Origin of the sequence: Paenibacillus brevis (assembly GCF_018919145.1) — a bacterium.
Lineage (GTDB): Bacteria > Bacillota > Bacilli > Paenibacillales > Paenibacillaceae > Fontibacillus > Fontibacillus brevis.
Genome location: NZ_JAHLQJ010000007.1, coordinates 1 through 19,413, shown reverse-complemented (window position 1 = coordinate 19,413; position 19,413 = coordinate 1). Strand labels below are relative to the sequence as shown.

The following is a 19,413-nucleotide window of genomic DNA, read 5'->3' as shown; positions in this document are numbered from 1 at the left end:
ACTTTAAGAAAAAATCGCCATATAGTTTTATTGTCGAATAGTTCTATGATCGAACTTGTTTGTGCAGGAACAGACCGGAGGTGAATAGAGGTGAACCTGGAATCACGAATCGTTTATGAGCGTTACATGGCCGCATTCTTTAAGGTTACTAAGCGGATGTACAATGAACTGAGAAACGGTCTTGAAGATGAGCTAACCTTGGAGCAGTACCAGCTTATTGATTACATCGCCACCAGAGGAGAAGTGACCTCGACGGAGTTAGCGGACGTGTTCTCTGTGGGCAAAAGCTCGATAACGGCAATTACGACGCGTTTGACAGATCGGGAAATTTTAAAGCGGAACAGGGATGAGAGCGACCGAAGGATCGTATATTTATCTTTGGCGGAATATGGGAAGGAACTGTATTCCCGGACCCGAAGTCAAATTCTCGATGTTATTTCGACGTATATGGTTCACTACAGTAAGGACGAAATTGAAGGCTTCATCCAAACGTTTGAAAAGCTGGCGAACATGATGGAAAAAGGGAGTGGAGAATGTTGAGATTCATACTGAAGGCTAGATGGGGAATCGTGGCACTGTGGCTGGTTATAGCTGCCGTGTTTATCTTTACCGCGCCGTCGATGGGGGATCTGGTACGGGAAAAAGGAGATATTACTGTACCTGAGGGGTATTCCTCGTCCACCGCATCCTCGATTTTGAAGGAGATCTCCGATACAGACGGAGGCGGCAAAGAGCTGCAAATTGCGCTTGTGTTCCATAAAGAACAAGGCATAAGTGATGGAGAAAGACAAGAGATCCAGCAAGCGCTGGATGAGCTCAGAACGAACATGAACGAGCTGGGCATCAGCAGCATTACAGATCCCTTCTCTACGCCGGAAGCTGCAGACAAGATGATCTCGCAAGACGGTGCAACCCTGCTGACCTCGCTTAGTGTTCAGCCAGTTGACCGTACGGTCAAGGAGCTCGAGCAAGGCATCCGCGAAGTGCTTGATCAGGTATCGGTTGAGCACTACATGACGGGGGAAGAGCAGATTAATGGAGATATGATCGACAGCTCGGAGCAAGGCTTGAAGAAATCGGAATATTTCACCGTCATCTTTATCCTGCTGATTCTGGTTGTCGTATTCCGGTCGGCGATCGCTCCGTTTGTTCCGCTTCTTACGGTGGGACTTAGTTATGTTATATCCCAATCCATTGTGTCGTTCCTGGTGGATCGTTTTGATTTTCCAATCTCAACCTATACACAGATCTTTATGGTTGCCGTTATGTTTGGCATCGGGACGGATTATTGCATCCTGCTGATCAGCCGGTTCAAGGAGGAGCTCCAGACAGCTGCGGATAAGTGGGAAGCTATCGTTCAAACCTATAAAAAAGCGGGTAAAACCGTATTCTTCTCTGGCTTAGCCGTGCTTGTCGGCTTCTCTGCCATCGGGTTCTCCCAATTTGTATTGTATCGTTCGGCAGTAGCGGTTGCAGTCGGAATCGCGGTTATGCTGCTAGCGCTGATTACGATTGTCCCGTTCTTTATGGCCGTGCTGGGCAGCAAGCTGTTCTGGCCGCTTAACAAATCGCTGGAGCATAAGGAGAACAGGTTCTGGGGGGCTATCGGCAACTTCTCCCTGAAGCGTCCTTGGGCAGCGTTGCTGATTGTGGCTGCTGTGACGGTGCCGTTTCTCTTTACCTATTCGGGAAATGTATCCTTCAATAGCATGGAGGAAATCGGAGAGCAGTTTGAATCGGTCAAGGCTTATAATATTATTTCTGATAGCTTCGAGCCAGGGGAGACCCTTCCCACCAAGCTGGTTATTCGCAACGATGAAGAGATGGACTCCGCCGAGTATATGACGCTTGCCGAGAAAATCTCTCGTGCCATTACGGAGGTGGACGGCGTTGCCAGCGTCAGAAGCTTGAGCCGGCCTGCGGGTGATGAACTCACGGAATTTACCCTGAACAGCCAGGTGAAGACTGTGGGGGATGGACTTGGCCAGGGCACCGAAGGACTCGGCACCATCCGGAATGGATTGGCTGAAGCAAGTGCGGCGCTGACTGAAAATGAGCCTAAGCTGGCAGAGGCGGCGTCCAGCACAGGACAACTGGTAGCGGGCACCGCTGAATTGAAATCAGGTATAAGTCAAATGCAGGATGGATTAACGGCAATTCAGAAGGGGATTCAGGATGGCTCTGCCGGGGCAGGGGAATTGAAGAAAGGATTGCAGCAAGTGAAGAGCAGTGCCAAGCAGCTTGCAGATGCTAATTCACAGCTTCTTGCCAGTTATCAGCAAATTGGCGGGGGGCTGACCGAATTGAATAGCGGGCTCGGACAAATGAGCCAGCAGCTTGAAGCGGTAACGCAAGGACTTTCTGCTCTCGATGCCCGCTTCACCAGCCTGGAGGGCAAATATCCCGAGCTTGCTGCAGATATGGACTACTTAACGATTCGCGGCACGGTTACTGAGTTAGGCAAAGCACTTCCGCAGCTTGCGGCAGGCTTAACCCAAGTTCATTCAGAGCTTGGAAATGTAGTCTCGGGCATGGATCAAGCCAACCAAGGGTTTGCAGCTGCGGTGGCTGGCGGCCAACAGCTTGCAGGAGGACTGGATCAATTCATTGCAGGTCTCGATCAGCTTGAGAGCGGGTTGAATCAAGCGGCGGCCGGTCAAGGCCAAGTGATTGGCAATATTCCGGATGTCGTAGCGGGGCTGTCGCAAATAGAGGATGGACAACAGCAAATTCAAACCGGCTTCAGCCAGTTTGCCGGGCAAATATCACTTTTGACAGACGGATTGGATCAAAGCGTCGATGGTCTCGCTCAGGTATCAGATGGCCTGAATACGGCGAAGGATTATCTGAATGAGGTCGGTTCGTCCGACAGTGAGCTTGCAGGCTGGTATGTACCGGCAGAAGCGCTTGAGAACGAGCAGATCAATCAGGTCTTCGACTTGTACCTGTCTCCTGACCGCAAAGTTATGACTATGGACGTAGTGTTCTCCAGCAATCCTTACGGCAAGGCAGCTATTGATGAAATCGATAGAGTTCAAGCAGCAGTGGCCAAGGCTGTTCAAGACACCAAGCTGGAAAATGCGGAGATTGCCATTGGCGGCGTCACAAGTACGTTTAATGATCTGAAGACCATCTCCGGCGAGGATTACACGCGTACGGTGATTCTGATGCTGGCGGGTATTTTCATTATTTTGGTCATCCTGCTGCGGTCTTTGATCATGCCGCTTTATATTATTGCTTCACTCGTACTAACGTTCTATGCCTCGATGGGCTTCTCGGAATGGATCTTCGCAGATGTGCTTCAATATTCAGGCATCAGTTGGGCTACGCCATTCTTTAGCTTCGTCATTCTTGTCGCGCTCGGCGTTGACTACAGTATCTTCCTGATGGATCGCTTTAATGAGCACAAGGACTGGGGAGCAGGGCAAGCCATTCTGCATGCCATGAAAAATATGGGGACGGTTATCTTGTCGGCGGCTGTGATTCTGGCCGGAACGATGGCCTCCATGTACCCTTCGGGCGTGTTGTCCATGCTGCAGATCGCAACGGTCGTCATTACGGGATTATTCTTGTACTCCGTAGTACTCCTGCCGTTCTTTATTCCGGTCATGGTCAGAATGTTCGGCAGATGGAACTGGTGGCCGTTCAGCCGCGCTGAATCGGAAGACAACGCTGCAGGACACAATCAAGGCAATCATTATACGATGTAATTACGAGCTATAAAATAAAGAACGCCCCTTCAAGCCGCTGTGGCTTTGGAAGGGGCGTTCTTTATTTATCATAGGCTCATCCGCTTGAAGGAACTGCGGAAGGCCCATTTCCGTTCATGTCTTTTCTTGTATTTCGGAAGTGTACGATAGATTGCAATAGATTCATCCAGGCTGGCTCTTGCTTCTTCCTTTCGCCCCAGAGCCTGATACAAGCTGCCCAGCAAATAGCATGCCTCACTGGAGGAGGATTGGATCGTTCCGAATTGTCCGGCATAGCGGAGCGCCTTCTCCATATCCTTATCCCGGAAGGCCATCGCCAGTGTCAAATAGGGCTGTCCGTATTTAACCCGTTCGTTCAACTCAAGCGCCTTAAGGATATAAGCTTCCCCTTCTTCAATCCGTCCCAAACCGATGACAGCTGTTCCAAGGTCATTCCAGAATTCCGCCGAGGCTTCCGACTGGGCTTCAACCTCTAACAGCAGATCTGCCGCTTCGCGAAAGTTTCTTTTCTCCAATAATAGTCGCGCTAATTCACGCTTGGAAGAAACATCGAATTGATTCAGCGCAAGCTGTTGTCTGAGCTTGGATATTTGACGGGAACGCTTGAAGGGTTTGGAGATACTGGGAAGCACACCGACAAATCGCCGGTCCAGAAAATAGATAATCAGAAGCAATACAAGGATGGCCAGGAACGGATTTCCCAGCAGCCAGGATAACAGGAAGAACAACATGACCTTACTCATAAAAACCTCCACCTGATATTGTATTTTCCAATTATAGCATAAAGGAAAAAGGCAATATACACATTTGTGAGGGCGTCTAAGCGTATCGGATGAGCCGTGCATAACATGGCACTAGGGAGGTGAGAAGATGGACAGGATGGCATTTATCGCTAGGATTGCTCCTGATGCAGTCCGCGATTGGCAGCAGAATCGGATTGCCGCATCTCTTACGATCGCCCAGGCTGCCTTGGAATCTAATTTTGGAGCAAGCGGATTAACAGTAAAGGCTAACAATTTGTTTGGAATTAAAGGAACCGGACCCGCAGGCAGTGAGCAAATGCAGACCACAGAATACAGAGGAGGCTCTCCCGTACGGGTGACCGCATCTTTTCGCAAATACCATTCATGGGCCGAGTCCATTGCAGATCATTCCAGATTGCTGCTCACGAAGCGTTATCAAGCCGTTCCGGGCAAGACAGGCAAGGAGGCCGCACGGGCCGTTGCAGCGGCAGGCTACGCCACCGACCCTAGCTATGCAGCCAAGCTGATTGCGATGATGGATAAATATGAATTATACAAATATGATCTTAAAGGAGGGGATGAGCCGATGACTGCAGAGGAGAAGAAATTGTTTCAAGCACTGCAGGCTACCGTATCGAAGCAAGCGGAGCAAATTGCGGCGCTGCAGCGCTACCATGAGCTTCCAACTCCGGAGTGGGCGAAGGAGGCCATTCAGGCTGCGCTGGATTATGACCGGAAGAATCCTCTGATTCAAAACCCTGAGCAGGGCAGCTTTGATTTTTATCGGATTATTACGGTGTTACATCGCCGGGGATTATTTAAGAAAAGTGGATAAAGTCGCAATTTCAAGGGCAAATGGTTTTCCGGATCACACCTTTGGGACCATTTGCCCTCATACAAAAGTAACATTTTTGTCATAATTATATATACTTCATGGCTGAATGGAGTTATAATGTAACCAATACATCCATAAAAGGTAACGTTTCTCTAGGTCCGTAATGATATCCTTTGTGATAAGTGCGTTGGACGGAAAGGAGTGTATCTTATGGAGAATATCGAGGAGCTTAAAATTCAATATATATTGCTGGAAGAGCGAATCCGCAGCTTCATCTTGGTTCACTCCGATCTGGAGTATGTGCAGGGCTCCAATGAAATCGTGGAAGGCGGGGCGTTCACCTGGACGGAATTATCTTCCGAGTCTAAGGCGCTGCAGTTGGAGTTATGGAGAGAGTATATTTCAATCAGCAGACAAGCCCGGAAATTTCTAGCCGAGACGGACAGCCCCCATCTCGAGCTCTTTGAAGAGAGCTTTCTCGAGGTCAAGACTTGCCTGAAGCAAAATGGCATGCTCTGGGGACCGTGCCTTCAGGATATATTCCGCAATATGAAGAAGGAGCTTGACTTGCAGCGAAGTCTTGTAAGTCAGGTGAATCACTTAAGCAGACTGTAAGTAGAGAGGGTGTCCCAAAAGTCATCATAGATGACTGAGGGACGCCCTCTTTTTATTACGGCTTAAGCCAGTTGAGTGCGCGAAGCGTTGGCTATGGCGTTGAGCTGGATGTCATTCGAAAATCAGGGTCGTGGTTTTCTTATGCAGTCGTTGGTTCAAATTTCCTATTTATCAACTATTTTGGATCTCCGATATAAGGAGGTGAAACTAAAATACGGAATATGGAAATGGAGGAAAAGTGTGTGATAATCAAGAGAGTGCTGCTATCTTGCCTGGCAGTAGTCATGAGTCTTGGCAGTCTGAGTATGGCACCGCGGTTAGAGGTGGGAGCTTCCAAGTTAGCGATTCCGACGGCGTCGGTGTATCGATCCGTTGTGGACGTTGTGGCCGGAAAATCGTTCAAAATTACCCAGCCCACGGTTACGGAAGCTGCCTATTCGGTTACGGACAGTGTTTATTTGATGGCGGCAGACAAAATCGAACTGGTGATTTATCCAGGTCAAAGCGTACAGTTCATCAATGATACGAATAAGCTTTTATCCATTTCGACAGATGCCAAATCTAGCAATAGTATCCGCTATGATTATGTCTCCTACAATGCAGATGGTAAAGTAAGTTCCGACGACATGGAGCGCACGGGTAGTCCCAGCGTATACAGCAAGGGCGGTACCACTGTAATTACCGTAGACTATGATTATCCCTTGACCGTCAGCTTCAGTTCAGAACTGACCTACATCTATTCTCCGGTTCCTGCTTTGCTCAAGAAGATACTATACAAGGGGGAGAGCTATCTTTTCTCCAATCAGGCCTATGCTTCCCGGTCGATTATGAGCGATGCAACCTCGTCAAACGGCAAGCGGTATGACTACGCTGTCTACAAGGAAGATGACACTTTGGAAAAATCGAACTTTGATTCTTATACGAAACCTAGCTTCAGTGTAGGAGACACCATCATTTTGACTGGCGCCTCCGATGAGCCGGTTACAGTTGCTGTTCCATATGAGGGCTTCTCTGGCTATGAGACTGACGAGCCTGCTTATGACAGCGTCCCTTTATCGCAGGGAGAGAGCTATATTTTTACTAATGTAGGCACCAAGTCGGACCGGGTGGAGCATTCCGGGACAAGTAAAGACAAATTTGATTACGTGGTCTACAACGAGGACGGTACAGAAACTTCTCGTGGCACGAATACCACTACTCTGCCGTTGATGACTGTGGGCAGATATGTGGTGCTTACGTTGATAACTGAGAATCCTCTTCGGGTAGGGGCGCCATATCGGACCTTTATGGGGGGAGACCGGCAGGATGATGCGATTAGCCGTGTGACCCTGTCTCCTGGAACCTCCTACAAATTCACCAATAACGGCACTCTGACCAATCCGGTGAACAATAATGCGAGAAAAGTAGACGGACTTTACGACTATACGGTCTATACGGCCGATGGCAGCTATTCCTCACAAGGCTTTGATGCCATCAGCACACCAAGACTGCCAGCGGGCGGCTTTGCCATTATAACGGTGCAGGGTGAGGCGGATGTGACCTTTGATTATACAGATGACTTTACAGCCGAGCCAAGCAGTGAACCCTCGCATTTCAGAGTGACTCTCTCGCAGGGCGAAAGCTACAAGTTTACGAATATCAGTCCCAAGCTTCGGACGCTCAGAACCAATGCTACCTCCAGCAACCGGTTTGACTGGGTGGAATATTACCCGGACGGCACACAGCAAGCCAAGCGGGCCGGGACCTATACGGATCCTCAAGTATCAAGCGGCAACTCTATTGTAGTAACCGCTGTATCAGCCCCGGTTACTTTTGGCGCCAATTATCGTATTTTCTCATGGGAAACCAAACCGGGAGAGGCTATTTCCAAGCAACAAGTTTATAAGGATGAGTCCTATCGTTTTGTGAATACCGGCAGTAAGCTAATCACATTGACAACCAACGTTAATCAGGTCGGGGGAGTCATAGATACAGCCGTTTACGACGAAGATGGAAGTGTCCATAGCGTCTCCTTTGAGCATTCAGGCAATGTGGCTGTACCTGCAGGCGGCTATGCTATCATTACAGGCCAGTCAGCCATTCCAACGACGGTGTCCTATACAGATGCAATTGAACTATCCCTTGCTGAGCATCCGGCTTTGTTAAGAACCACTGTAGCGCCGGGGAGTTCATATACCTACACTAATATTAGCGGAGAAGCTGAGAATCTTTACAGTGATGCAGCTTCAGGCAATGAGTATGCTTATGTTGTTCGGCGTTCTGATGGAACGGTGTATTTGGAGGGACCGGGTCGCTATACTCCAATGTCAATCTCTCCAGGGTATTCCATCACAGTCACTCCACTTACGGGTTCCTTGACCTTCGGAGGTGTCTTCACCGCTTTTACAGGTACATCGGGAGAGAATCCTACGATCCATCAAGTGACATTAAACAAGAATGAAAGTTATGTATTTACCAACCTAAATACATCGTTACAGAGACTGATGGCAACAGCAGATGCCGGAGCACGATTTGATTACGCAATCTACCGTCCAAATGGAGAGGCGGAGGAGGCGAATTACGATCAACTAGGAGACATTTCTGTTTCTGCCGGCAGTCAGATTGTTGCTACGGTAACAACGGATATCCCTGTAACCTTCACCTATGGGCAAGCTTTTCAAGCGATTCCGAGTATGGAGCCGGCCCTATTGAAGAAAGTGCTGGAGCCGCAGAAGCTCATCGGATTTAAGAATATTGCCAGCTTTGAGGCGAAGCTGGTTACGAATGCCAGCAGCTCATCGGGGCGGTATTTTGACTATACGATATGGGATGTGACCGGAAGCGTTGTACGCCAAGGAGAGCAAAGCACAGTCTCTTACCATATTCCTGCGGGTGGAATGATTCAATTAAAGACAACGTCGATGAATCCGGTATGGTTTGCAGCACCTTATCGCAGCTTTGAGTTCGTGGATGTACAGGAGATTGTATTCGAGGATTTACTTCACCGCCAGCTTATGTACGTGTATAAGGATGCTGGAGAAAACGGCTATTACCGGTTCACGGCTCCCGAGGCAGGGCGTTATCGGTTCGTGACGAAGGAATTACCGTCTAATGTAGCTTTACAGCCGGTATTGTCGTTGTTCGACCAGCCTGATTTGATTCAATCTCTTGCGACAAGTGAGGAAGGGGAACAGGAATTTGGTCTGGATTATGCAGTGCTGGAGTGGGAGCTTGAAGGCGGAAAAACATATTATTTGAAGCTCTCCGAGTCTAGCGGGCTTCCGCTTGATCTGCAACTGATCGTTTCGATGATGACCGTGACTTCGGAGGCGAAGTACGATTATCGACCGGATGGCCGCTTGAGGGAGATCGTCTTCCCAACAGGAGACAAGTTGGTGTACGAATATGATTACAACGGAAATTTAAAGCGAAGAACGAAGATCGTATTTCCGTTCCAGTATTGATCCATCGCATAACCAATAACCATTCTCGGGGTGATATATGATGTTAAAGAAGGTTATGAGTCTCGTACTATCCTTGTCGATCCTTACTTCTGGCGTGATGCAATCGGTATCCTTTGCTTCAGGCGCAGAAATTGAAAAATGGGCAACGAATCCTGCAGTGGATTTGAAATCAGCAGCAACTTCGGATAAGTTTCTAACGGTTTCGGGGATCATGAATCAATTTCAGGTTACAGAAGAATGGTTGGATAAGCAGTTGTCACAAGGCTATACACTCTATGAGATTTCCAATGCTCTTCAAGAGGATCAAAACCATTTTGAAAAGAACATTTCCCGGTACAAGCAAGTTCGGCAGATTGATCAACAGGTACGAAATGAACAATCGGCATCATTTACGCCATTGTTAAACACATCTATTGCAGCTTCCGGTTATGATCAGACGGCTCTGGAGCAGCTTGGCTTATCCAATGAAACCTCTGCGTATGAGGTGGCCTATGGCATGGATGCCATTGATGCGTCTACAGGCGAATTGAAGTTGCGTATGACCGATTTGATGTTACCGGGCGCGCTCCCTTTCAGTCTGACTCGAGTCTATGATAGTTCTCGGGCTAGTGAGAAAATCGGGGTTGGCTCGGAGAATGGTGCTTATGTAAACCGTGCAGAAATCAGAAGAGAAGAGAAAGACTCGGCCTTGGGAAGAGGATGGAGATGGGAGCTTCCTTTTATAGAAGAACAAGGTGACCAATGGATCATGGACTTCCCTGGAATCGGGCGTTATCAGCTATCGGAGAACCTGGAGCTGCAAGGTTATCCATGGAATGATGTGCAAGTATCCTTTGATACTACCCAAACGGTCGATGGTATAGCTAGCAGGTTCAAGATATCTGTACTGAACGGAAACCATTACTATTTTAGCGCTGCAGGATATCTCATTTTGATTGCCGATAACTATGGAAATCAAGTGAAACTGCACTACTCCACTCATAATAGCGGCAATGTCCTTTCCCGCATTTCAAACAATGATGGTAATGAACTAGCTTTTGTTTATACCGATGGAAAAATCACGGTATCGCAAATAGGCACGAATAGAAAAGTTGACTATTTTACATCCTTAGACAACGACCAGCTGGTTTTGAGCGAGGTCAAGGATGCTATAGGCCGAAGCAGTAAATACTTTTATTCTTTTCCAGAGTCCGGATTCAATTTTCTGGAGTCATTAAAAGACCAGGAAAATATGCAGGGAACTAAACAATCGGCATTGTTGGTTCGTATATTGCATCCTTCTTCGGCAACGACAGAATTTGATTATACTTCCAGCCGTAAGTTAATAGGACCGTATGCAACAGACACCGTATTCAAGCTGAAGACGCGTGAGGATGCATACTCGACAGAGGTTGGAGATGTCGTGCTTCAGCCGGCAGAATTTAGTTACTCTGGCGAGGAACTTAACAGCTATGGACAAAGTGCAGCCTTCACTACAGTCATTGAGGACGTTCGCTCACAAGAGATGCTATCGTTCGAAAAGACCTTTCAGGGTGAAGGGCAGCCTGATATTGTCTATTTGAAAGAACAGTTAAGCGAAGACGTTACTACAGGCTTAAGGCGTCAGTTTACCTACAGTGATACAGCTGGCTGGAACATCCCTGTTGCAGTTACAGAAAGCTACCGGCAGGGAGGGGCAGAATCCCAGCCTCTGACGAAAAATTATCAGTACAATGAGATGGGGCAAGTGCTATCGGAAGACTGGAGTACAGGACAAGAAACGCTTTACAGTTATGTGCTTTCTCCGGCTCCATTTTTCTGGTCTCTTCCTGAGCAGGTAGACATCAAAGTGAGTGACGAGAAAAAGCGTATTCAGCGATACAGTTACAACGATCAGGGAGACGTCAAGCAGGTAACGATCCGAGAGAATAGCGCAAGCGGCAAATTACTTGCGCAATCCGATTGGGAATACGATGCGTATGGGAATGTAACGGGTTCAAAGACAAAGGATGACCAACGTACAAACACAGTGAATTATTCCTACGCCTCTCCATACGGCAAGCATCTTCTTTCCGAGCAATCGATGGTGATTCGTGCCATAGATGGCACTTCTACCGTATCCAAGCAGAGCTTCACTTATGATGCAGCAGGAGAGCTAATCACTTCTGCCGATGAGGCTGGAGCTGTTACTGCATTTGCTTATGATGCGCTTGGGCGGATGGTGAAGACAACCTACAGCGACCAGAGTACCACGATTGTTCAGTATGATGATGAGCAGCGAACCGTGACTACAACCAGTCCAGAGGGAATCACGACCTTGCAGCGGTATAGTCCTCACGGGTTTGTCGTTCGAGAAATCGTAGATGATGCGATCTTCCAGTACGGCTATGATGAAGCAGGGAACCTGGATCTTTATAAGGATGCAGAAGGAAACCAGACCATCTATACCCATGATGGCTTTAGGCGCCAGACAAAGGCGTTTTATGCGGATGGATCACAGTCTTCTGCTGCCTACGATATGGTTAATCGGACAGTTACAACTACAGATCCTGCAGGTGTGAAACAGCAGCAGACCTTTGACCTAGTTGGCAATACGCTCGCTGCTAAAGAGTGGAAGGACGGGATGTTTGTTACACTGGGACTGGCTGCGTATGATCTTGCAGGGAATGTGTTATCCGAGACGGACGGGGAAGGACAACAGACGCAATATCAGTATGATGCGCTTGATCGTATCATCTCTGTGACGGATGCTGAGCAGCGGGTAACAAGATATACCTATAGTCTTGCGGGTGATTTGACCAGGGTTGAATATCCGGACGCCATAGCTGTTCGATATGAATATGACGAAGCAGGCAAGCTGATACGCCAGATTAACGAGGAGGGCATGGTAGAAGCGTTCTTTTACGATTCTCGCGGAAATCTGACTAAATACCTGGATCATGCAAGTCAAACGACACAATACCAGTACAATAGCGATAACCTTCTAACGAAGATCGTAGCTCCGGGTGAGGAAATTGCCTATACCTATGATTCCTTGGGACGGCGGACCGGGATGATGGATTCGACCGGGACAACAACCTACCGATACGATCCTGCGGACGGTTCTCTGGTGACGATGGGCTATCCGGACGGGACGCGTATTGATTATACGTACAACAAACAAATACGTACTGGATATACATTGACCGATGCCAAGGGACAAGCAACTGGAGCCAGCTATACGATAGATGTTATGAATCGTGTCAGTACGCTGGCGGTAGTAAAAGGAAATGCTGCTAATGGCGCTAAAACCTCGTCAATAACAGCAGTTGTACCCGGCTCCCTCGCTACATTGGATCAGATTGCATTTGACTATCAATTGAATGGACTGTTGGAGCAAGGCGTATCCAGCAATGGGGTGGGCACGGCATATAGTTATGACGGCTATGATCTGACGGGGATGACCGTAAGCGCTGGCGCTTCGAGTGTGACGAGAAGTGCACAAGAGAGAATGACGGGTGAGGAAAGTCTGGCTACGGCAACGGAGGCAACTTACGCACGTGCTAGCTTGAATGCAGCAACAGGATATACATTTAAGTATGAGTATGACCTGAACAAGAATATTGTAGGTCGAACTCAAAATGGCGTTACGGATAACTTCACGTATGACCCGCTCAATCGCATTCATACAGAGAGTGGTCAAAAGGACAAAAAATATACGTATGATCAACGCGGCAACATCCAGAATATTGAAGGCCGAGAATTACGAGGATTATCCAATGCTGATTTTACCTTCAATAGCTTGAATCGATTGACCAAGGTCAAAACCGAGGATGGAAAAGAGGTCAGCTATACGTATAACGGTGACGGCCTGCTTTATGAGCGATTGGAAGGAAACAGTAGAACCCGGTATTATTATGATGAAGAAGCAAAGTTGATCGCTGAAGCGGATGTTAGCAGCGCAGCACCAAGTATAACCTATACCTACATCTATGATTTAAGCGGACGCTTGTGGTCTCGTGTAGATCACAGCAGCAGTCAGGTGCAATATTACCAGCTGAATGGTCACGGGGATGTTGTTGGTCTGACCGACAGCCAAGGTCAGCAGCTCAACGCCTACACCTACGATATTTGGGGGAACCCGGAAACCGAAGAAGAAGCCGTACCGAACGTATTCCGCTATTCCGGCGAGTATTGGGACAGCACAACGGATCTGCAATACCTGCGCGCACGTTGGTATGATCCGAATGCAGGAAGATTTGTAGCTAAAGACCCTTATCAAGGCAGTCTTGATAATCCGTTGAGTTTGAATAGGTATTCGTATGTGGAGAATAATCCTTTGAATTATGTTGATCCAACGGGAAATATAAAAGCGTCTGATAATGATGAATTAAGTTTAATGATAAGTCAATTTGAAGAAGACTATAATAAAGCACAAAAAAATAATAATAAAGCTGCAATGATTTCGGCTGAAAAGGAGGCGGATTTTTTCAGGATTCAATATTATAAACTATATGGTTTGGATATTCCCGATGATGTTAAGTATAGAGATACTCCTTCAGAGTTTAAGGTTAGGGCATTTATAGCTAATTACTTTGCTTTCTCCTCTCCTGTAGGAATAAAAAAAGAAGTATTTAACGGTAAGGCAAGCTTGAGTTTAGATAATCTAATAAAAAATCCTGAATTAATCGGAAGACTAGGTCCTAAGAATACAGCGCGTATGTTTGAAATGGCAGGATATAAGACTTCAGGAGTTAAAACTTTGAATTCAGGGCATGGAGTGAAGATTGAAATTAAAGGACACGCCATAAACTATATTCAATTTTCTAATGGAGAAGGAAGACATGGTGTGAAATATATTAAAATTGGAGGGAATATTAAATCGTTATACGGAGGTAATACACTTAAAATAGTAGAAGGTAGTGCTAAATCTTATAAAGGGAAAATACAGGAAGAATTAAAATCCGGTACAGTATTTAGATGGATTAATAATAGGGGGAATAGGCCATGATTGTGAATGTTGAATCTCCGATAGAAGCTTCAGTTGGGGTAGGAGCATTTAAATTAGGTGAACATATTAGCAAGTACTATGATATTATTTATCATTACACGATCTTCAATCAGGATCCGTTTAAGAAGAAAAAAGTTGTGTATTTGAAATCCCCTATTCAAGTTGCTTATTTGATTGAAAAGTGCATTGAGTTGAACTTTCATATATTTAACGGGAAATTATGTTGCATTAAACTTATAAAGGGTTTTAAAGGGGAATATAGGGACATTTTTATTGGAATGCCCTTGTCTGAATTTAAACAGAAGCATTCCGAATTCAATTATGACCCTGAACATGAATGTTTTATTTCGGAGAAGCACTTTGGAGTGTGGATTCAACAAGATATTCAATTTGAATTTATTGAATCCATATCATTATTTGTGCGAGAATCAATTACTGAAGATTTTAATGAAATGGATCGTTACCAACGAGGGGATTGGTAGATAAAGCAATAATAATGTTAGCAGCGGAACACCAAGCATAACCTATACCTACATCTATGATTTAAGCGGACGTTTATGGTCTCGTGTAGATCACAGCAGTAGTCAGGTACAATATTACCAGCTGAATGGTCACGGGGATGTTGTGGGTCTGAGTGACAGCCAAGGACAGCAACTCAACGTCTACACCTACGATATTTAGGGAAACCCGGAAATCGAAGAAGAAACCGTACGGAACGTCTTCCGCTATTCCGGCGAGTATTGGGACAGAAAGTCGACGAAAGACGAAGCATATTCGTATGGTTATAACTTGGGTAAAGCACTAGATATACTTGGAACAAGTGTCGCAGGCGTTAAACTACTTAAAACAAAGAAGCTACTCTCATGTAATTGCTTTACAGCCGGTACAGAGGTTCTTACAGACGAAGGGGAGAAGAACATCGAAGACATTAAGGTCGGAGATAAGGTTCTTTCCAAGAATGAAGAGACTGGTGAGGTAGCTTATAAAGAGGTAACGGCTACAATGAACCATCAGACGGATGAGATTTACAAGATTCATGTGGGCGACCAAGTAATAGAATCGACCTTCAATCATCCGTTCTATGTGGAAGGCAAGGGATGGACGTTCGTCAAAGACCTCAAGGTTGGTGACTTGCTTGTTCAGAGCGATGGGAATACACTGGAAATAACCAGTATTGAACTGTTGCACAAGCACGTCCCAGTTTACAACATGACAGTCGATGAATTCCATACCTACTTCGTCAGTGACCTTGGTATTTGGGTTCATAATACGAATTGTCCATTTGGGGCAAATGGTGTTCAAGTTACAAGTAAAACTATATGGAAAGAAAACGGTAGCAAAGCAAGAATTGATGTTGAGAATCCTAATCCTGGACAACGTGCAGGACAGATTCACTACCAAGATGCAAACAATAATAAGTATTTGTATGACCCCAATAAAAAAGCGTTTGTAGATTCAAGTGGAAACCTTGCTCCAAAGAGTGTTAATAAAATGCTTGAAGACCCTAACTTCGTTAAAAAGTTAAATGTTGGTCTCACGCAGTATCTTGGGGAAAGTCCTTATACTCCATAAACGAGGTGTTAGATTGAAAATAAATTCCAAGATGCAGAAGTTTCTCGATGAAATGGTGGATAAAGAAAAACAATCAGAAATCAAAATTGACTTCAATACTGCTAAGAACATTATTTTTCCTGAATTTTTTGAATGGGAAGGATGTGTTCTACTGAGGCAAGATAGGAACGATATTTTGCTGAGTCAGTTCTTACCGAATCAGTTCATTCCTGATAGAACTGCATTTGAAGCAGATTATAACCATGTTCATCTGAATGATTTCTTCTCTGAAAATTTTAGCCCGATTCAAGTATTTATTCTTGCAACAAAGATAATAAAAGTTTGGGCGGCAACCCTTTACAAGCAGTTCAACCCAAACAAGAAGTTTATTCTCATTCTTTCCTTTGACGACGAAGAAGCTGTACTACGCTTTTATACAGTCAGAGAAAATGAATCGCCGTGGCTTGATACTTCCTCAATAGAATCGTATCTAGATGGGCTAATGGTAATTGAAGTATGAGATAAGTAATTTTTAGACCTTGAGGGCTGTAATCCTCAAGGTCTTTCTTTTACCCCTACCCAGTGCCGAATGAAGCGGGCGGCTGAATACAATCATGTGTAACCCATGTAATACCACTATAAGAACTTCTTTAATTCCTTGTACGCACATCCATGCTTGAGAAAGTGTACCTAAATAAAGCAATGCAGTTACACGATTCAGGTCGATTATGGTCAGATACCACCATGATTGGCCTGTTTTTTATTAGCTTCGCTATCTGCGGTTTTTTCCAAAATTCATCGCAACTGTAGAATACCTTGTCACGATAGAAAGGGTGAGAAGGTAAGAAGACGCACCTTTTCAGATAGATAGCACGACAATTCTTAGTAGGGGCGGCAATCTTGAAGGATTTTGATGTTGTCCGCAACTGAACTGACCTTTACAGCGATAGTTACTGTGAAAGAAAGAACTCTGCTGACGAGCAGTTGACATATACAGGTAAGGCAACGTGAAGGCTAGCCACCTTGCTCTCTGATTATAGATGGAAATTCGTTAAAAAATTTTCGGTGGGGGCTAAGCATGGAAGGAGTAAAGGTGTCGATTGCCCGTATTGTAGTAGACTTTACGAACGTACATTGGACGTTCTTCAACCCGCTTCGGCAGTGGCTTTGTGATTTCTACAACGTTGCGTTTTATGTTAAGGGCAAGGGATTCAAGTACTGTGTACGAGTCAGGGAGGGAAAGTATTGGGCGTACCTTTCGTATCAGCTTGTTTATGCCCGATTGGCAAGGAAGCACACGCTTCGGCTAGAATGTCCTCCCGACTCATTGGTCTAGTCGATAGTTTGGAAAAACTTGAAATTATTCTAGAGGACTTTCGAAAAGACATGTTAAACAAGCTAGTGTTTGAAGAACTTAAGATTAGTTCTTTAGAAGCGAAGTCATCTCATTTCTTTGATAAGAATAGTGGAGATGATATTGAATTTTATCAAGTCAAGAGTTTAAAGGAAATACTCTCACCATCAGGAACGGGAAATGTATTTCTGAACCAAGTAGAAATAGGATGTAGCATAAATAATGTTCTGATAATATTTTCCTTTGATAAAGATGTAGGGGATATTACTTTTAATTTTTCAGAAAGAGATTTATTAGGAGGTGAGGGAACTGAGATAAAGCTGAAAGCTAAGAAAATAGTGGCAACTCTCTTAGTTCTAAAAGACAAATATGATATTCCGAAAATCAGAATCGGTTTTGAACCTGCATCCGATGATGATAGTTGCTTACTAGTGATTTGTCAGGAATCGATTGATTTAGAGAGTGCTGTTGAACGAATTCTGAGATAGCACCTAAAACCTTAAGGGGGACGTTATATCCCCATAAGGTTTTTTTGGCAAGTGGATCCAAGTGAGTTTACGCATATGCACGGGGCTGAAGTTGTCTGGGAACTCCCAAGTCAGTATGGAAAAAATTGGTGACCGTGCTTGCCAAATTAGGGAACTTTAAGAAGTTTGGTAGTAACAAGATCTTATCTCGGAAAACGTGGATGGACCATGGATTCTGCGAAAAAAGTTGTTGAAAAACCATACACAACTCGTGAAGCTGTCAACAAAGCAAATGGTAATCCTGCGACGGCATATTATAATAAAGCAGGTGACTATGTAGTCGTTGATAATGTAACAGGTGAGTTGGTGCAAACTAGTAAATTTGGTGATACTGGATGGATTCCTGATGCTACCATTAAAAATCCTTATAAACCATGAAGAGGTGTTTGAATGACTGATATAATAAAAGAAAATTTCCTTAAAAAAGCTGTTATCTATGATAACATTTGGTTGTACTTTATTAAAACTGCAATAGCAGTAGTTTATGACTGTGAAAAGAACGGGATTGCAATAACGGCAATAGAGGCATTTAAACTAACGGGTGAAGGCATACAGCCATCGCAAGAACATAGCGTATTTTTTAATCCCGGTGAAGACAATTGGATTAAAGCGATTGATTTCTTATCAAATATTAAAGACACTAGCTATCTATATGAAATTTGGTACGAAGGGTACTAATCAGATTCAGCATAATACCATTATATACGTTTAACATGACCTTGATTGGCCTTGAGCCTTTCAAGGTTTCTTTTTTGATCTTAACTGTCTAGTGATCGATAAGTGATACTTTCAGCTTTATTCATAAGAAAGTAAAAAAGGCTGAACTGCTACGGAGATTTGGAGGTACGTGTAATTAAGGTACAACATCAAATTATCAGTGCCAAAAAGCTTCATACCGGCTCTCAGTTTATTCCTATTCTCCATGAACATCTTGAATATCCATAAATGATATTGATTATCATTATCGTTCATGCTATTATGATATTGTTTACTAGTGAACAAAAATTGAAGCTGCTGGATTTAGCTTGCAACTTCGAGCGAGGAGGAGATTGCACAGTTGGAGTTTCAGAATAATTTTAAAGGCCGGCTCTATGAGCAATATATTAGAATGCTGCATTTAAATGAACTGTACACAGAACAAGAATTTAACTCTTTTCGGCAGTTGGCCAAAGAATATCAAATTGACATGCTATCTAACAATATTACAAGTGTACACGTTATTGATTGCATTGGTGATTATGAGCCTATAAATCACACCGGAATTGTCGAGAAGATGGGGCTGTCTAAAGCAAGCATCACCAAGATTAGCGCAAAGCTGCTGGATATGGGCTTTATTATGAGAAACCAACTGAATAACAATCGCAAAGAAATTTATTTTAACTTAACAGATAAAGGAAGACATATTTATCATTTGCATAAAAAGCTCCATAAAGAAAAAGAAGAAGAATTTTACCAATTCATTGAATCTTATTCAGAGACTGAATTGCAGACGATTGGAAAGTTTATGCGTGATTTGTTGGTGCGGGCTGAAGAATACTCCGAAGGGAAGTAGACGATAAATGACGACATTAAAGATTGAGGAATTAAGATCTACGATCGAGGGGAAAGAGATTCTGAAAGGGATCAACCTTGAAATAAAAGGCGGAGAGATTCATGCGATTATGGG

13 protein-coding genes and 2 pseudogenes are annotated in these 19,413 nt (G+C 44.8%); 14 read left to right on the top strand and 1 reads right to left on the bottom strand.

Annotated features, from left to right (window positions below):
- Positions 1 to 90 precede the first annotated feature (90 nt).
- Entirely contained in the window at positions 91 to 540 is a 450-nt protein-coding gene (locus KQJ23_RS09345) for a MarR family winged helix-turn-helix transcriptional regulator (RefSeq protein WP_346779372.1), read from the top strand.
- On the top strand, positions 537 to 3,710 hold the full coding sequence (locus KQJ23_RS09340) for an MMPL family transporter (protein WP_216478794.1): 3,174 nt from the start codon (positions 537 to 539) through the stop codon (positions 3,708 to 3,710). The genes KQJ23_RS09345 and KQJ23_RS09340 overlap by 4 nt, the downstream gene beginning before the upstream one ends.
- Before the next feature lie 68 nt (positions 3,711 to 3,778).
- Here KQJ23_RS09340 and KQJ23_RS09335 read toward each other — a convergent pair whose 3' ends face one another.
- A complete protein-coding gene (locus KQJ23_RS09335; RefSeq protein WP_216478569.1) occupies positions 3,779 to 4,453 on the bottom strand; it encodes a tetratricopeptide repeat protein in 675 nt (224 codons plus the stop codon).
- A 127-nt stretch (positions 4,454 to 4,580) separates the two neighbouring features.
- Between KQJ23_RS09335 and KQJ23_RS09330 the strand changes: the two genes are divergently transcribed.
- The 12 genes and pseudogenes from KQJ23_RS09330 to KQJ23_RS09275 all read left to right on the top strand — a co-directional run.
- A complete protein-coding gene (locus KQJ23_RS09330; protein ID WP_216478568.1) occupies positions 4,581 to 5,288 on the top strand; it encodes a glycoside hydrolase family 73 protein in 708 nt (235 codons plus the stop codon).
- A gap of 210 nt (positions 5,289 to 5,498) precedes the next feature.
- The gene (locus KQJ23_RS09325; protein WP_216478567.1) at positions 5,499 to 5,903 is read left to right on the top strand and encodes a hypothetical protein; all 405 of its coding nucleotides are present in this window, start codon (positions 5,499 to 5,501) and stop codon (positions 5,901 to 5,903) included.
- Positions 5,904 to 6,145: 242 nt separating this feature from the next.
- Positions 6,146 to 9,346 carry an RHS repeat domain-containing protein gene (locus KQJ23_RS09320; RefSeq protein WP_346779371.1) on the top strand — a complete coding sequence of 1,067 codons (3,201 nt, stop codon included), beginning with the start codon at positions 6,146 to 6,148 and terminating at the stop codon, positions 9,344 to 9,346.
- Between the two features lie 40 nt (positions 9,347 to 9,386).
- Positions 9,387 to 14,315, top strand: a complete 4,929-nt coding sequence (locus KQJ23_RS09315; protein ID WP_249529635.1) for an RHS repeat-associated core domain-containing protein — start codon at positions 9,387 to 9,389, stop codon at positions 14,313 to 14,315.
- Positions 14,312 to 14,797 carry a hypothetical protein gene (locus KQJ23_RS09310; RefSeq protein WP_216478565.1) on the top strand — a complete coding sequence of 162 codons (486 nt, stop codon included), beginning with the start codon at positions 14,312 to 14,314 and terminating at the stop codon, positions 14,795 to 14,797. The genes KQJ23_RS09315 and KQJ23_RS09310 overlap by 4 nt, the downstream gene beginning before the upstream one ends.
- A gap of 16 nt (positions 14,798 to 14,813) precedes the next feature.
- Positions 14,814 to 15,593, top strand: a pseudogene (locus KQJ23_RS24170) (polymorphic toxin-type HINT domain-containing protein); the annotation flags it as partial.
- Between the two features lie 247 nt (positions 15,594 to 15,840).
- Positions 15,841 to 16,386: a hypothetical protein gene (locus KQJ23_RS09300; RefSeq protein ID WP_488175238.1), complete on the top strand. Its 546-nt coding sequence runs from the start codon at positions 15,841 to 15,843 to the stop codon at positions 16,384 to 16,386.
- 725 nt (positions 16,387 to 17,111) lie between these two features.
- Complete coding sequence (locus tag KQJ23_RS09295; protein ID WP_346779370.1) at positions 17,112 to 17,708, top strand: hypothetical protein; 597 nt, start codon at positions 17,112 to 17,114, stop codon at positions 17,706 to 17,708.
- 165 nt (positions 17,709 to 17,873) lie between these two features.
- Entirely contained in the window at positions 17,874 to 18,125 is a 252-nt protein-coding gene (locus tag KQJ23_RS09290; protein ID WP_283571167.1) for a colicin E5-related ribonuclease, read from the top strand.
- 12 nt (positions 18,126 to 18,137) lie between these two features.
- Positions 18,138 to 18,425: a hypothetical protein gene (locus tag KQJ23_RS09285; protein ID WP_216478562.1), complete on the top strand. Its 288-nt coding sequence runs from the start codon at positions 18,138 to 18,140 to the stop codon at positions 18,423 to 18,425.
- Positions 18,426 to 18,804: 379 nt separating this feature from the next.
- Entirely contained in the window at positions 18,805 to 19,299 is a 495-nt protein-coding gene (locus KQJ23_RS09280) for a MarR family transcriptional regulator (RefSeq protein WP_216478561.1), read from the top strand.
- A 7-nt stretch (positions 19,300 to 19,306) separates the two neighbouring features.
- Positions 19,307 to 19,413: pseudogene (locus tag KQJ23_RS09275) on the top strand (ABC transporter ATP-binding protein); the annotation flags it as partial.

What these genes read in the sequence shown, in the direction of transcription:
- KQJ23_RS09335 (WP_216478569.1), bottom strand. Translation starts at nt 4,453, where the DNA reads ATGAGTAAGGTCATGTTGTTCTTCCTGTTATCCTGGCTGCTGGGAAAT.
- KQJ23_RS09330 (WP_216478568.1), top strand. Translation starts at nt 4,581, where the DNA reads ATGGACAGGATGGCATTTATCGCTAGGATTGCTCCTGATGCAGTCCGC.
- KQJ23_RS09325 (WP_216478567.1), top strand. Translation starts at nt 5,499, where the DNA reads ATGGAGAATATCGAGGAGCTTAAAATTCAATATATATTGCTGGAAGAG.
- KQJ23_RS09315 (WP_249529635.1), top strand. Translation starts at nt 9,387, where the DNA reads ATGTTAAAGAAGGTTATGAGTCTCGTACTATCCTTGTCGATCCTTACT.
- KQJ23_RS09310 (WP_216478565.1), top strand. Translation starts at nt 14,312, where the DNA reads ATGATTGTGAATGTTGAATCTCCGATAGAAGCTTCAGTTGGGGTAGGA.
- KQJ23_RS09300 (WP_488175238.1), top strand. Translation starts at nt 15,841, where the DNA reads ATGTTGGTCTCACGCAGTATCTTGGGGAAAGTCCTTATACTCCATAAA.
- KQJ23_RS09285 (WP_216478562.1), top strand. Translation starts at nt 18,138, where the DNA reads ATGACTGATATAATAAAAGAAAATTTCCTTAAAAAAGCTGTTATCTAT.